Source organism: Enterobacter cloacae complex sp. ECL72 (assembly GCF_019056635.1).
In the GTDB taxonomy this organism is placed as follows: Bacteria; Pseudomonadota; Gammaproteobacteria; order Enterobacterales; family Enterobacteriaceae; genus Enterobacter; species Enterobacter hormaechei_C.
Genome location: NZ_CP077659.1, coordinates 1,269,662 through 1,284,351, shown reverse-complemented (window position 1 = coordinate 1,284,351; position 14,690 = coordinate 1,269,662). Strand labels below are relative to the sequence as shown.

12 protein-coding genes are annotated in these 14,690 nt (G+C 56.0%); 4 read left to right on the top strand and 8 right to left on the bottom strand.

What is annotated here, in order from left to right:
* Nucleotides 1-13: 13 nt before the first annotated feature.
* From nagK to lolC, 4 genes are read right to left on the bottom strand one after another with little or no spacing between them, the layout of a single operon-like run.
* A complete protein-coding gene (gene nagK / locus KTH07_RS06040) occupies nt 14-925 on the bottom strand; it encodes an N-acetylglucosamine kinase (RefSeq protein WP_015570807.1) in 912 nt (303 codons plus the stop codon).
* 54 nt (nt 926-979) lie between these two features.
* On the bottom strand, nt 980-2,224 hold the full coding sequence (gene lolE, locus KTH07_RS06035; RefSeq protein ID WP_032619921.1) for a lipoprotein-releasing ABC transporter permease subunit LolE: 1,245 nt from the start codon (nt 2,222-2,224) through the stop codon (nt 980-982).
* Nucleotides 2,224-2,925, bottom strand: a complete 702-nt coding sequence (lolD, locus tag KTH07_RS06030) for a lipoprotein-releasing ABC transporter ATP-binding protein LolD (RefSeq protein WP_015570809.1) — start codon at nt 2,923-2,925, stop codon at nt 2,224-2,226. The genes lolE and lolD overlap by 1 nt, the downstream gene beginning before the upstream one ends.
* Complete coding sequence (lolC, locus tag KTH07_RS06025) at nt 2,918-4,117, bottom strand: lipoprotein-releasing ABC transporter permease subunit LolC (protein WP_217310897.1); 1,200 nt, start codon at nt 4,115-4,117, stop codon at nt 2,918-2,920. Before lolC ends, lolD begins: the two co-directional genes overlap by 8 nt.
* A gap of 256 nt (nt 4,118-4,373) precedes the next feature.
* Here lolC and KTH07_RS06020 point away from each other — a divergent pair, with 256 nt between their 5' ends.
* From KTH07_RS06020 to KTH07_RS06010, 3 genes are all read left to right on the top strand, one after another.
* Nucleotides 4,374-5,447, top strand: coding sequence for an acyltransferase family protein (locus KTH07_RS06020; protein ID WP_032619924.1), 1,074 nt, complete (start codon nt 4,374-4,376; stop codon nt 5,445-5,447).
* 567 nt (nt 5,448-6,014) lie between these two features.
* On the top strand, nt 6,015-9,461 hold the full coding sequence (mfd, locus tag KTH07_RS06015) for a transcription-repair coupling factor (protein ID WP_032619926.1): 3,447 nt from the start codon (nt 6,015-6,017) through the stop codon (nt 9,459-9,461).
* 145 nt (nt 9,462-9,606) lie between these two features.
* Nucleotides 9,607-10,572, top strand: coding sequence for a L,D-transpeptidase family protein (locus tag KTH07_RS06010; protein ID WP_023303432.1), 966 nt, complete (start codon nt 9,607-9,609; stop codon nt 10,570-10,572).
* Nucleotides 10,573-10,649: 77 nt separating this feature from the next.
* Here the strand turns inward: KTH07_RS06010 and bhsA are convergent, their stop codons facing one another.
* Entirely contained in the window at nt 10,650-10,907 is a 258-nt protein-coding gene (gene bhsA, locus KTH07_RS06005) for a multiple stress resistance protein BhsA (RefSeq protein ID WP_006809234.1), read from the bottom strand.
* 245 nt (nt 10,908-11,152) lie between these two features.
* On the opposite strand from bhsA, the gene KTH07_RS06000 reads away from it, so the two are divergent.
* On the top strand, nt 11,153-11,788 hold the full coding sequence (locus tag KTH07_RS06000; protein WP_015570813.1) for a TetR/AcrR family transcriptional regulator: 636 nt from the start codon (nt 11,153-11,155) through the stop codon (nt 11,786-11,788).
* A 60-nt stretch (nt 11,789-11,848) separates the two neighbouring features.
* Here the strand turns inward: KTH07_RS06000 and KTH07_RS05995 are convergent, their stop codons facing one another.
* From KTH07_RS05995 to ycfP, 3 genes are all read right to left on the bottom strand, one after another.
* On the bottom strand, nt 11,849-12,388 hold the full coding sequence (locus KTH07_RS05995) for a glycine zipper 2TM domain-containing protein (RefSeq protein WP_017384715.1): 540 nt from the start codon (nt 12,386-12,388) through the stop codon (nt 11,849-11,851).
* A 193-nt stretch (nt 12,389-12,581) separates the two neighbouring features.
* A complete protein-coding gene (locus KTH07_RS05990) occupies nt 12,582-13,886 on the bottom strand; it encodes an NAD(P)/FAD-dependent oxidoreductase (RefSeq protein ID WP_017693633.1) in 1,305 nt (434 codons plus the stop codon).
* Nucleotides 13,887-14,122: 236 nt separating this feature from the next.
* Nucleotides 14,123-14,665 (bottom strand): alpha/beta hydrolase YcfP, encoded by a 543-nt coding sequence (ycfP, locus tag KTH07_RS05985; RefSeq protein WP_006809239.1) that lies wholly within the window; start codon nt 14,663-14,665, stop codon nt 14,123-14,125.
* Between the last annotated feature and the right edge of the window lie 25 nt (nt 14,666-14,690).

The window sequence follows — 14,690 nt, the reverse complement described above, 5'->3', positions numbered from 1 at the left end:
ATAACCTCGTAAACTAATCGGTGAGATGAAGGAATGCGGCTCCGCGCATGCCTCCTGCGTCCCCGTGTCGCGCACGCTCAATGCGCGGCACGCGGGCGACCGGCAATAAATGTCGGGGCAGACGCCCGGACAACTGTTCCGTAATCGCAGTGAAATTTGACAGCCCTCCCCCGATCACCAGCAGATCCGGGTCGACGATGGTCAGGATATTCCCCAGGCACACGGCCAGCAGGTCGAGATAGCGTTCAACGTGCTCTCGCGCCTGCGCATCCCCTTGTTCCCACAGGGTAATGATTTGGGGGGCGTCATGTTTCTGATGATAGAAGTGTTCATAAAGCCATGCAAACCCACGGCCTGAAAGGTAACTCTCAATACAGCCGTGCTGACCACAACCGCAGCGGATCAACGGGAAATCACGTCCGACAACATCCAGCGCATCCACCGGCAGACGGATATGACCAAATTCGCCGGTAATGTAGCTGCGCCCGGTAATGGGCTTACCGTTAATGACTATCCCGCCCCCCACACCGGTTCCGAGAATCAAACCCATCACCAGCGGATAGCGACGAAACTCGTCGTCCCAGGCCTCTGAGAGAGCAAAACAGTTGGCATCGTTGTCTAAGCGCACGTCGCGCTCAAGGAGAGCAGAGAGATCGGCACGCAGCGGTTTGCCGCTGGCGGCAGGAACGTTGGCGGCATACAGCGTGCCATCGTCGGTTTCGGGCATACCCGGAATACCAATGCCGACGCTGCCTATGACGCCAAAGCGTTCATCCGCTTGCGCCACCAGCGCGGCAATGGCGGTTAAAAATTCATCGTAGCTTTCGCGCGGCGTGGGTACGCGGGTTTCCCATTGTAGCTTAAGGTCTTTATCGAACACGCCGAGCGCAATCTTGGTGCCGCCAATATCAAATCCGTAATACATGATGCATTCCTCTGTTTGATTCAGCGGCCAAAAGACCGCTAAACCATGACGAAATTACTGGCCACTTAATACCCTCGCCGGATCAATTCGGCTTGCGCGACGCGCCGGATACCAGCTTGCCAGCAGACTCAGTAAAAGTGCTGTAACCAGCACATAAATAACGTCCAGCCAGTGCAGTTCAGACGGCAGGAAGTCAATAAAATAGATATCGCCTGAAAGGAACTGATGGCCAATAAGCGCTTCAATCCCGTTGATAATCGGCGTCAGCTGAAGGGAAACCACCACGCCGATCGCCACGCCGCAGAGGCTGCCAAACAGCCCCGCCAGCAAACCGTACCAGACGAAGATGGCGCGAATAAGACCGTCTTTCGCCCCTAAGGTACGCAGCACGGCGATGTCGCCGCTCTTATCCTTAACGGCCATGACCAGCGTCGAGACGATATTAAAACACGCCACCCCAATCACCAGCACCATCGCCAGATACATAATCGCGCGGATCATCTGGATATCACGGTACATATACCCGTAAGTGCCGATCCAGCTTTTGATGTAGACATAGTTATTGGTCACGCTGCCAGCGTCACGCACCAGTTTATTGGCGTTGAAGACGTCGTTAACCTTAATGGCAATGCCCGTCACGCTGTCGCTCATATCCAGATACTGGCGCGCATCTTCCAGCGGCACCATCGCGAAGCTGTGATCGAGCTGGCCGCTCAGCTGCAAAATACCGGTGACGTGCAGACGTACGCGCTTAGGCTGCTGCAATTTGTGATCAGCGCTGGCGTTCGGGATCATGATCGAGACCCAGTCGCCCTGCTTCACCTTCAGCGCATCGGCAACGCCTTTGCCCATGATGATCTGCTGCTCGCCAGCCTTAAAGTTTGCCCATGCGCCATTTTGCACATAGCGCGGCAGCGCACTCAGACGCTCTTCCTGACGAGGATTTACCCCTTTCACCTGAATGGCGCGCAGGTTTACCCCGCTCTCTACCAGCCCGGTAAAGTTGATGTAAGGTGCAGCCGCCGCAATGCCGGGCACCTTTTCCACTTTGTTAAGGGCATCACGCCAGTTGGACCACGGCTGGTTAGCCGGCTCGATTTCACCGTGGGGGACAACGGCCAGAATGCGGTTATTCAGTTCACGCTCAAAGCCGTTCATGGCGCTTAAGCCCACGATCAACACCGCCACGCCCAGGGCGATACCGATGGTGGAGATCACGGAGATAAGGGATACCATCCCGCTCCGGCGACGACCGCGGCTAAAGCGTAACCCGATGAGTAACGATAACGGTGAAGCCATTACTCCGCTCCCATCAGCGTCAGTTCAGCATTCAGACGACCGTCACGCATTTCCAGCTGACGCCCCATCCGCTTAGCCAGTTGTAAATCGTGGGTGACCACCAGAAACGCGGTTCCCTGTGCGGCGTTCAGTTCGCCGAGAAGCTGGAAAATGCTGTCTGCGTTACGCGCATCGAGGTTACCTGTCGGTTCATCCGCCAGCACCAGGCGCGGGTTGTTGACCAGCGCACGGGCGATGGCCACACGCTGACGCTCACCGCCGGAAAGCTCAGACGGACGGTGATTCCCGCGATGACCCAGCCCTACCGCTTTTAGCATGTCGCTGGCGCGGGCATTAATTTCCGCGGGTTTCTTTTTACCAATCAGCAGCGGCATTGCGACGTTTTCCAGCGCCGTAAAGTCCGGCAGCAGATGGTGGAACTGATAGATAAAGCCCAGCTCGCGGTTACGCAGCTCGGCTTTCGCCGTAGACGACATTTTACTCAGCGGCTGCCCGGAGAAGATCACATCGCCTTCGGTTGGCGTGTCCAGCCCGCCAAGCAGATGCAGCAACGTACTTTTACCGGAACCGGAGCTGCCGACAATCGCCATCATCTCGCCTTCACCCACGCTAAAACTCACATTGTGCAACACGTCGGTCTGCACAGTGCCTTCCTGATAGCGTTTGGACAGGTTGTCGCACTGCAACAGGATCTTATTCATAACGTAAAGCCTCAGCGGGTTGAGTGGCGGCAGCCCGCCAGGAAGGATAAAGCGTAGAGAGCAGCGCAATGGCCATCGCGGCCAGCGCAATACCGACCACCTGGAGCGGCTCGATAGCCACCGGCAGCGCCGCGCCATCAAGCAGCGCGCCAATAATCGGCATGAGATTGTTGAGCTGGCTGGCGAGCAGCGCCCCCAGCGCCGCGCCGAGCAGCGCGCCGATGATGCCGGCGCTGGCGCCCTGGACCATAAATACCGCCATGATCTGGCGCGGAGTCAGCCCCTGAGTTTGCAGAATGGCGACTTCGCCTTGCTTCTCCATCACCATCAGCCCGAGCGAGGTGATGATATTAAACGCGGCAACGGCCACGATCAGGCTCAGCAGCAGCCCCATCATGTTTTTCTCCATGCGCACGGCCTGGAACAGTTCGCCCTTCCGGTCGCGCCAGTCCTGCCATTTCGTCCCTTCCGGTAGCGTCTGCTGGCTAAGGGTATCCACCTTCAGTGGCGCATCAAGCCACAGACGCCAGCCGGTGATATTTCCCGCCGGGTAGCGCATCAGACGCGAGGCGTCCTGAATGTTAACCAGCATCTGGTAACCATCGACTTCGCTGTTCGCCGCAAACGTGCCAATCACGTTGAACAGGCGCTGGCTTGGCAGACGCCCCATCGGCGTAAACTGACTGGCTGACGGCACCATCACGCGCAGCTGATCGCCACGGTTGACCCCGAGCTGCCCGGCAAGCTGCTCGCCGAGGATGACGTTGTATTTACCCGCTTCCAGGTCGGTTTGTTTCACATTGACCAGGAACGGCGTCAGCGGATCTTTTTGCGCCGGATCGATACCCAGCATCACCCCGACCGCCACGCTACGGGCGCTTTGCAGCACCACATCGCCCGTCGTGAGCGGCGCAACGCGCGTGACACCCTGTAACTTCACCGCGCTTTCCGGCAGCTGTTGCGGATTAACGGAACCCTGAGTGGAAGAGAGAACGGCCTGCGGCATCAGCCCCAGGATATTGTTTTGCAGCTCGCGCTCGAAGCCGTTCATGACGGAAAGCACCGTCACCAGTGCCATCACGCCAAGCGTAATGCCAATAGTCGAAAGCCAGGAGACAAAGCGAACGAAGCGGTCCGCGGCGCGCCCACGCATGTAACGTAAGCCTATAAAGAGTGCGACAGGTTGATACATGAAATCCGTCTGTTTGCTGATAGCAGACCCACGAGTATATAAGCGAATCCGCTAAGCGTAAATGACTGAAACCGTAAGATTCGGTAATCATTTTTCCGAAAAATTCAGATAAATCATCATGCTACTGACTGAACTTCCACCAGACAGCCTCCACCTTTTCCGAAAATCGTCCTGATACAGACTGTTACCCGTTACATCAGGGTTTCATTTTACAACAATCGTCCTTTCGGTTATGGCAACAAGGTCGTCACGCACAATGAAACAAAAAGCATTATGGATTAACCAGATAAAAGGTCTGTGCATCTGCCTGGTGGTGATTTACCACTCGGTGATCACTTTTTATCCTCACCTGGACGGGCTACAGCATCCGTTATCGGGCCTGCTCGCCAAATGCTGGGTCTACTTTAATCTTTACCTTGCCCCGTTCCGTATGCCGGTGTTTTTCTTTATCTCCGGCTATTTGATCCGTCGATATATTGACGAGGTGAACTGGCGCACCAGTCTCGACAAGCGGATCTGGGGCATTGTCTGGGTTTTGGCCCTGTGGGGCGTCCTGCAATGGCAGGCGCTGACTCATCTGAATGCCTGGCTCGCCCCCGAGCGAGAGCTGGCGACAGCATCCAATGCGGCCTACGCCGATTCCGTTTCAGGGTTTGTACGGGGAATGCTCACGGCCAGCACTAGCCTGTGGTATTTGTACGCCTTAGTGGTCTACTTTACGCTCTGTAAGCTGCTGAGCCGCTGGAAACTGCCGATGCTGGGGCTTCTGGCGCTGGCAAGCATCGCCATCAACTTCCTGCCGTTACCGTGGTGGGGAATGAACAGCGTGGTGCGCAACATGGTCTACTACAGCCTCGGCGCATGGTATGGCGCACAGTTGATGGCGTGGATGAAAGGGATGAATTTGCGCCGCAGCTGGCTGATCCTCATCGCCTCTGGTGCGGTGTCGGTGGTGCTGTGGTTCGCTAATGTCCCTCTGCCGCTCTCTCTGCTGTCAATCGTGGTTATCATGAAGCTCTTTTACAGCTTCGAGCAGCGTTATGCCGTTCATCCCAATAATCTGCTGAACGTCATCGGTTCAAACACCATCGCGATATATACCACCCACCGCATTTTAATCGAGGCATTTAGCCTGCTCCTGATCCGCGAAATGAATGCGGCGTACTGGCCGATCTGGGCGGAGTTAACGCTGATTCTGGTTTATCCATTTATCAGCCTGCTCGTCTGCACGCTGGTTGGGCTGGGGGCACGTAAGCTCTCGACCGCCCTCTTTGGCGATCTTTTCTTCTCCCCTCCCGCGCGGTTTTCGCCCGTGCCCACGACCCGCTAACTAACCCTGTCCCATACGGGCTACAAAATAAGGCCTGCACAGACGGCTCCCTCTCCCTATGGGAGAGGGCTGGGGTGAGGGTGAACATACAGCTGTGGTGCTCGTTCCGTTCACCTTATATTCCTTGCTATTCTATAACCGCACGAGCGGTGAACGTGCCAGGGTGGCTCATTCGCCACCACCCTGGCAACCCGGGCTCCCGGCGGTAAATCGTCGCTTCGCGATACCCTCGGCTTATTCCTTCCGGCTATCGGGTCGGGCATGAGCCTGCATCCATGCAGGCCACGCCCTCTCGGCGCATCCCTGCGCCTCGCCCCGGCCTTCAGGAAACGCCTCAGCGATTTACAGCCGGACCAGGGCATCGCTGAAAGCCCTCAGTTAGTCTGAAGACAACGTTATTGCTTCTGCTTTCAAATTACTGAGGAACCCTCTACCCATCCGGGGGCACTTTCCCTCTTGTGCGGTTACGATTTGCTTATGTAAAACGATCGAGGATAATAAAGACATTGCGTATCAGTGATATGCCCCAATACTGTTGGTATATCCCCAAGAGACTCTGACATAGCCATGCCTGAACACTATCGTTACTCCTTGCCTGTCAAAGCGGGCGACCAGCGCCAGCTGGGCGAACTCACGGGCGCGGCCTGCGCCACCCTGGTGGCGGAAATTGCTGAGCGGCATCCAGGGCCGGTGGTGCTGGTTGCCCCGGACATGCAAAACGCCCTGCGCCTGCACGACGAAATTCGTCAGTTCACCGATAGCCTGGTGTTCAGCCTGGCCGACTGGGAAACGCTTCCCTACGACAGTTTTTCTCCGCACCAGGAGATCATCTCTTCGCGCCTGTCGACGCTGTATCAGCTTCCCACCATGCAGCGCGGCGTGCTGATTGTACCGGTGAACACCCTGATGCAGCGCGTCTGTCCGCACAGCTATTTGCACGGCCATGCGCTGGTGATGAAAAAAGGCCAACGCCTGTCGCGCGATGCCCTGCGCGTGCAGCTGGACGGAGCCGGCTATCGACATGTCGACCAGGTGATGGAGCACGGCGAATATGCGACGCGCGGTGCGCTGCTGGATCTCTATCCGATGGGCAGCGATCGGCCATATCGTCTGGATTTCTTTGATGATGAGATCGACAGCCTGCGCGTGTTCGACGCTGACACCCAGCGCACGCTGGAGGAAGTGGACTCCATTAACCTACTGCCCGCCCATGAGTTCCCGACGGATAAAACCGCCATCGAGCTGTTCCGCAGCCAGTGGCGCGACAGGTTCGACGTGAAGCGCGATGCCGAACATATCTACCAGCAAGTCAGCAAGGGCACCCTTCCGGCCGGGATCGAGTACTGGCAGCCCCTGTTCTTTAACGAACCGCTGCCGGCGCTGTTCAGCTACTTCCCGGCGAATACGCTGATTGTTAACACCGGGGATATCGACGCCAGTGCCAGCCGCTTTGAAAGCGAAACGCGCGCCCGCTTTGAAAACCGGGGCGTTGACCCGATGCGTCCGCTGCTGCCGCGGGAAATGCTGTGGCTACGTACCGACGAGCTCAACGCCGAGCTGAAACGCTGGCCGCGCATGCAGCTCAAAACCGACGCGCTTGCCGAGAAGGCGGCGAACACCAATCTCGCGTTCCGGACGCTGCCTGATCTGGCCGTCCAGGCGCAGCAGAAATCCCCCCTTGATAATCTGCGCAAGTTTCTTGAGTCCTTCACCGGGCCGGTGGTCTTCTCCGTTGAAAGTGAGGGTCGCCGTGAAGCGCTGGGCGAACTGCTGGGACGGATCAAAGTTGCGCCGAAGCGCATTCTTCGCCTGAGCGAAGCGACCGGAAATGGCCGTTACCTGATGATCGGCGCCGCCGAGCACGGATTCATTGATACGCTCAATAACCTGGCGTTGATTTGTGAAAGCGACCTGCTGGGCGAGCGCGTCGCGCGCCGTCGTCAGGACAGCCGTCGCACCATCAACCCGGACACCCTGATCCGTAACCTGGCCGAACTGCACCCCGGTCAGCCGATCGTTCACCTGGAACACGGGGTGGGTCGCTATCAGGGGATGACCACCCTCGAAGCAGGCGGCATCAAAGGTGAATACCTGATGCTGACCTACGCCAACGACGCCAAACTGTACGTGCCGGTGTCGTCCCTGCACCTGATCAGTCGCTACGCCGGGGGCGCGGAAGACAACGCGCCGCTGCATAAGCTGGGCGGCGATGCCTGGGCGCGTGCGCGCCAGAAGGCAGCGGAAAAAGTGCGCGACGTGGCCGCCGAGCTGCTGGATATTTACGCCCAGCGTGCGGCCAAAGAGGGCTATGCGTTTAAGCATGATAAAGAGCAGTATCAGCTGTTCTGCGACAGCTTCCCGTTTGAAACTACGCCGGATCAGGCCCAGGCCATTAACGCCGTGCTGAGCGACATGTGCCAGCCGCTGGCCATGGACCGCTTGGTCTGCGGTGACGTGGGCTTCGGCAAAACCGAAGTGGCGATGCGTGCCGCCTTCCTGGCGGTGGAAAACAACAAGCAGGTGGCGGTGCTGGTGCCGACTACCCTCCTCGCCCAGCAGCACTTCGACAACTTCCGCGACCGCTTCGCCAACTGGCCGGTGCGCATTGAGATGCTGTCGCGTTTTCGCAGCGCCAAAGAGCAGACGCAAATCCTGGAACAGGCAAGCGAAGGCAAAATTGATATTCTGATCGGCACTCACAAGCTGCTGCAAAGCGACGTGAAGTGGAAAGATCTGGGGCTGCTGATCGTGGATGAAGAGCACCGCTTCGGGGTGCGCCATAAAGAGCGCATCAAAGCGATGCGCGCCGACGTCGACATTCTGACCCTGACCGCAACGCCGATCCCGCGCACCCTGAACATGGCGATGAGCGGCATGCGCGATCTGTCGATAATCGCCACCCCACCGGCGCGCCGTCTGGCGGTGAAAACCTTTGTTCGCGAGTACGACAATCTGGTGGTGCGCGAGGCGATCCTGCGCGAAGTGCTGCGCGGCGGCCAGGTGTATTACCTGTATAACGACGTTGAAAATATTCAGAAAGCCGCCGACAGGTTGGCAGAGCTGGTACCGGAAGCGCGCATCGCCATTGGTCACGGCCAGATGCGCGAGCGCGAGCTGGAGCGGGTGATGAACGATTTCCACCACCAGCGTTTCAACGTGCTGGTGTGTACCACCATCATTGAGACCGGGATCGACATTCCAACGGCGAACACCATCATTATCGAACGTGCGGATCACTTCGGCCTGGCCCAGCTGCACCAGCTGCGCGGGCGCGTCGGGCGCTCGCACCATCAGGCCTACGCCTGGCTGCTGACGCCGCATCCGAAGGCGATGACCACCGACGCGCAAAAGCGTCTGGAAGCTATCGCCTCGCTGGAAGATCTGGGTGCTGGCTTTGCGCTGGCGACCCACGACCTGGAGATCCGCGGCGCCGGTGAGCTGCTGGGTGAAGACCAGAGCGGCTCCATGGAAACCATCGGTTTCTCGCTGTATATGGAGCTGCTGGAAAATGCCGTCGACGCGCTTAAAGCCGGACGTGAACCGTCTCTGGAAGATCTCACCAGCCAGCAGACCGAAGTGGAACTGCGCATGCCTTCTCTGCTGCCGGATGATTTTATTCCTGACGTGAATACCCGTCTGTCGTTCTACAAACGCATTGCCAGCGCGAAAAGCGAAGGCGAGCTGGAAGAGATCAAAGTCGAACTGATTGACCGTTTTGGGATATTGCCCGATGCGGCGCGCAACCTGCTGGATATTGCCCGCCTGCGTCAGCAGGCGCAGAAGCTGGGCATTCGCAAGCTTGAAGGCAATGAGAAAGGCGGCGTCATTGAGTTTGCCGAGAAGAACCACGTCGATCCGATGTGGCTGATTGGCCTCCTGCAAAAACAGCCGCAGCATTTCCGTCTTGATGGCCCGACGCGTCTGAAATTCACTCAGGATCTGACGGAACGTAAAACCCGCATGGACTGGGTGCGTAACTTTATGCGTCAGCTGGAAGAGAACGCCATCGCATAACGGTATCCCCCGCCAGCGCCCGGCTGGCGGGGGGACAATTTACAAACTCTTTGCACTTCGCCCGAACTTCCCGACTATACATTCGCCATAATTATCATTAACGACTTAAAAAACAATAACCTTATAATTTGTATGGATTATGATAATGATGATTTCTTCGCGTTTTACCCGCTGGTTAACTCTGTTTGCGCTGGCCGCGACGGTTGCCGTCGCGCTCCCTGCTCGCGCAAATACCTGGCCTCTTCCGCCTGCCGGCAGCAACGTCGTAGGTGAAAACCGCTTTCACGTGGTTGAAAACGATGGCGGTTCGCTGGAAGCGATTGCCAAAAAATATAACGTCGGGTTCCTGGCGCTGTTGCAGGCCAACCCGGGCGTAGATCCATACGTGCCCCGGGCAGGCAGCGTACTGACGATTCCGCTGCAAACCATCCTGCCGGACGCGCCGCGTCAGGGCATTGTGATTAACCTCGCCGAGCTGCGTCTGTATTACTACCCGCCGGGCAAGAACGAAGTGACCGTCTACCCTATCGGTATTGGTCAGTTGGGGGGCGATACGCTCACGCCTACCATGGTCACCACCGTCTCTGATAAGCGCGCTAATCCAACCTGGACCCCGACGGCAAACATTCGCGCCCGTTATAAAGCTCAAGGTATCGACCTGCCTGCCGTGGTGCCTGCTGGCCCGGATAATCCGATGGGGCACCATGCGATTCGCCTGGCGGCATACGGTGGGGTTTATCTTCTGCACGGAACGAATGCGGATTTCGGGATCGGGATGCGCGTCAGCTCCGGCTGCATTCGCCTGCGCGATGACGATATCAAAACGCTCTACCGCGTGATCGCCCCTGGCACGAAAGTGAATATCATTAATACGCCGATTAAAGTGTCTGAAGAGCCGGGTGGCGTCCGTCTGGTTGAGATCCACCAGCCGCTATCGAAAAACATCAATGACGATCCGCAGACGCTGCCGATTAATCTAAATGCCTCGATGGTGAGCTTTAAAACGAATGCCAATACCGATGGCGCGGTGATGGAGCGGGCGATGGAAGCGCGCTCGGGGATGCCAACCGATGTCACGCGGCATCATGAGGTTGCTCAGCAATCAATGTAAAGCAGTAATAACGACAAACGCCCTGCATCAGCAGGGCGTTTTTTATTGCAGTGGCATAACGGAGGGTTGCGTTACGCTTATTTGTAGATAACAGCGGTACCGTGCAGGGTGTTAGGACCGGTCACAGAGGTGATGCGGAATGATTTCGCACCCATTTCGTCAGCTTTTTGTGCCAGCTGATCTTCCAGAGAGCCCAGATTAGTCCCGGCAGTGGCAGAGATGGTACCGACTTTCTGCTGGTCTGCTGGCGTGGATTGCACTTCAACAGCAGCGAAGCTTGCGAAAGAGAGTGAACTCAGAACGGCGGCAGCGATGAGGGTTTTAACGTTTTTCATGATTTTATACCTTTAGGCAGATGATGTAGTGGTCGTTAGTTATTTAGTTAACGATCGATAGGTAAATGATAGATGTGATCCAGGTCACACGTCAACCCATTTTTATAATGGTCGTTAAATTAATTTCATTTGCCTTATATTTCATAAAGATAAAATTAAATTATTTTTCAGAAATCACCGCTGGTCGTTGCAGACGTTTATTTTTATAATGACTATTCAACAAAACAACAGAGGACCAACGGCACATGACAACCGATGTCACGCGTTGCGCGAAGAAAAGCCGTGGCCGACCAAAAGTGTTCGACAGGGATGCGGCGCTCGATAAGGCCATGACGCTCTTCTGGCAGCATGGGTATGAAGCCACGTCGCTTTCCGATCTCGTGGAAGCAACGGGCGCGAAAGCCCCTACCCTGTACGCAGAGTTCACCAACAAAGAAGGCTTATTCCGGGCCGTTCTGGACAGATACATCGCGCGCTTCGCGGCAAAACATGAAGCCCAGCTGTTCTGCGAAGAAAAAACGGTTGAGCAGGCATTGCAGGATTATTTCACGGCAATCGCGACCTGCTATACCAGCAAGGACACGCCTGCGGGCTGTTTTATGATCAACACCTCCGCGACCCTCGCGGCATCGTCTAAAGAGATTGCCAACACGGTCAAATCGCGACATGCGATGCAGGAGGAGACGCTCAGCACGTTTCTGGCTCAGCGTCAGCAGCGCGGCGAAATACCGGCGCATTGCCGTCCGCAGGAGCTTTCCCAGTATCTGAGCTGTATTTTACAGGGGATGTCCATCAGCGCCCGTGAAGGCGCGACGCTGGAAAAATTGCAGGGGATTACGCAAACAACGCTGCGCCTGTGGCCTGAACTTCTTAAACTCTGACGCAAAAAAAAAGCTCCTCAGCCTGAGCGCATGAGGAGCTAAGTTCAGAGAACATCTTTTTTACACTTTGTTATTCAGTATCAGCTGACCGTTGCTGTCGAGAGGGATCTGCGTGCCAGGATCTTTATCCATGCGGATTTTGCCCTGCTGATCGCCAATTTTGTAGGTTACGTCGTAGCCCAACATTTTTTCAGACTTGTCATACACGGTTTTACAGCGCTGCTGCGTTGTGGTGTAGGTATCATTTTCCTGCATCGCGCCCTGTACCTGGTTACCGGCATAACCGCCACCCAGCGCACCAACCACCGTCGCGACATCCTTACCACGGCCGCCACCAAACTGATGACCAATCACCCCACCAGCAACCGCGCCCAGCACGGAGCCAGCGATACGGTTTTCATCCTGAACCGGACGACGGTGGGTGACAGAAACATTACGGCACTCCTGACGAGGCGTCTTGACCGTCTCTTTGATCGGTGTAGCGGAAACCACCTGCGCATACTGCGGGCCACGATCAAGTACGTTCAGACTGGCAACGGCAGCCACACCTAACGCAGCTGCGACGCCAATCCCTATACCCGCCAACATTGATTTATTCACGGGACTTCCTCCTTTGTTGCAATTGGTAGCAATTTTGCAGCGCAATAAACGCTTCGCCAATAAGATAAAGGATCAAAATCAGGGCTGTTGACCGGGACAACGTGGGTTTAAGAGAACTCTTAAGCGTCAGGAGGGAAATGCACAGCATGATGTGCTAAGAATTCCCTCCGGAGGGCCCGGAGGGAGAGAGAAATTAGTGCAGCTTCAGGCGTGGACGGATCACGCGGTTGATGCGGCCAACCAGCATCATCAGGCCGGTTTTGAAGTAGCCGTGCAGCGCAATCTGGTGCATACGGTACAGAGAAATGTACACGAAGCGGGCGATGCGCCCTTCCACCATCATGGAGCCGCGCATCAGGTTACCCATCAGGCTGCCCACGGTGGAGAAGTTTGAGAGCGACACCAGAGAGCCGTGGTCTTTGTAGACATAGGCTTTCATCGGTTTGCCTTTCATCTGCGCCAGGATGTTATGCAGCACGAGGCTTGCCATCTGGTGCGCGGCCTGAGCGCGAGGCGGTACAAATCCGCCTTCCGGACGTGCGCAGGAGGCACAGTCGCCAATGGCGAAGATGTCCGGATCGCGCGTGGTTTGCAGCGTCGGCTCTGTCACCAGCTGGTTAATGCGGTTCGTCTCCAGCCCACCGATATCTTTCATGAAATCAGGCGCTTTGATCCCCGCAGCCCAAACCATCAGGTCGGCCTGGATATATTCGCCGTCTTTGGTATGCAGGCCGCCCTCATCCGCGCTGGTCACCATGGTCTGGGTCAGCACGCGCACGCCCAGTTTGGTCAGCTCGTTGTGCGCCGCGCCGGAAATACGCGGCGGCAGCGCAGGCAGAATACGTTCACCTGCTTCCACCAGCGTCACATTCAGCGCTTCGTTAGTCAGCCCTTTGTAGCCGTAGCTGTGCAGCTGTTTGACCGCATTGTGCAACTCCGCCGATAATTCAACGCCCGTTGCGCCGCCGCCCACGATAGCAATGTTGACCTTGCCGTTAGCACCCATGTTATTGGTGTACTTCAGGAACAGGTTAAGCATCTCCTGATGGAAACGACGCGCCTGATGCGGGTTATCCAGGAAGATGCAGTGCTCTTTTACGCCTGGGGTGTTGAAATCATTGGAGGTACTGCCCAGGGCCATCACCAGCGTGTCATAGGCCAGCTTGCGCTCAGGAACCAGCAACTCGCCTTTATCATCACGCAGCTCAGCCAGCGTGATGGTTTTGTTTTCACGATTGATATCCACCACCGAACCCAGCTGGAACTGGAAGTGGTGGTTACGCGCATGCGCCAGATAGCTCAGCGCATCCACGCCCTCATCCAGCGACCCGGTCGCCACTTCGTGCAGTAACGGCTTCCACAGATGACTGTGGTTACGATCCACCAGCGTGATTTTGGCTTTCTTACCGCGACCCAGCTTCTTACCCAGCTGTGTCGCCAGCTCCAATCCGCCAGCACCACCGCCGACAATCACTATCTTTTTCAATGGCGTAGTCAACGTGACCCCCTCAAATTATTAACCAATTGTTAATTAAAAGTTATAGAAATAACCCTTAATTAACAACAGGTTACTGCGCTGAAACCATTCAGATTCATTGAGAATAGCACGTCAGGCGCATTGGTCATACCAAAATTGATATGTATCAAGTTTTGATGGTTTAAAAGTAGACAACTCTGACAAAAAAGAGGCCCGGTACGCTTTCACGTACCGGGCCTTTATCAGGTTCAAGGAGATCAGCCCAGCGTTTTAAAGGCTTTAATACGCTGCAAGTGCGGGGAAATGTTTTTGAACTTGTGGGTCTGCTCTTCGTCCCAGACAATTTCGTAGTAATGGTGCAGAAGCTCGGCGGCGCGGGAGCTGTTCAGCGCTTCATCGTTGCGGGAGAGGATCACAAGACACCGATCGCGGTTCTTTTCACGGAAATTGCTCACGCATTTAGTTGCGATGTCGGCGTACTCCTCCGGGCGATCGATTTTGCCTTCCATGTTTTCGTTCGGAAAGAGGTTAGGATTAAAAATGACCTGACGGATATCGCACAAAAAACCGATGCGCTCTGCCCAGTATCCTCCTAACCCCACGCCGCAGATCAGCGGGCGATCGTCGATATTGAGCTGCAACATTTTATCCACTTCTTTAAGCAGATGCTGCATGTCATGCTTCGGATGACGTGTGCTGTAACTGATCAGCCGGACATCCGGATCGATAAACTGCAATTGCAGCACTTTCTCATGATTACCAGGACTGTTTGAGTCAAAACCGTGTAAATAAATGATCATCGTCTCACCACGCTACGCCTTCCGG

Excerpts from the sequence above, each read along its gene's own strand:
- nagK (WP_015570807.1), bottom strand. The coding sequence starts at position 925 with ATGTATTACGGATTTGATATTGGCGGCACCAAGATTGCGCTCGGCGTG.
- lolE (WP_032619921.1), bottom strand. The coding sequence starts at position 2,224 with ATGGCTTCACCGTTATCGTTACTCATCGGGTTACGCTTTAGCCGCGGT.
- lolD (WP_015570809.1), bottom strand. The coding sequence starts at position 2,925 with ATGAATAAGATCCTGTTGCAGTGCGACAACCTGTCCAAACGCTATCAG.
- lolC (WP_217310897.1), bottom strand. The coding sequence starts at position 4,117 with ATGTATCAACCTGTCGCACTCTTTATAGGCTTACGTTACATGCGTGGG.
- KTH07_RS06020 (WP_032619924.1), top strand. The coding sequence starts at position 4,374 with ATGAAACAAAAAGCATTATGGATTAACCAGATAAAAGGTCTGTGCATC.
- mfd (WP_032619926.1), top strand. The coding sequence starts at position 6,015 with ATGCCTGAACACTATCGTTACTCCTTGCCTGTCAAAGCGGGCGACCAG.
- KTH07_RS06010 (WP_023303432.1), top strand. The coding sequence starts at position 9,607 with ATGATGATTTCTTCGCGTTTTACCCGCTGGTTAACTCTGTTTGCGCTG.
- bhsA (WP_006809234.1), bottom strand. The coding sequence starts at position 10,907 with ATGAAAAACGTTAAAACCCTCATCGCTGCCGCCGTTCTGAGTTCACTC.
- KTH07_RS06000 (WP_015570813.1), top strand. The coding sequence starts at position 11,153 with ATGACAACCGATGTCACGCGTTGCGCGAAGAAAAGCCGTGGCCGACCA.
- ycfP (WP_006809239.1), bottom strand. The coding sequence starts at position 14,665 with ATGATCATTTATTTACACGGTTTTGACTCAAACAGTCCTGGTAATCAT.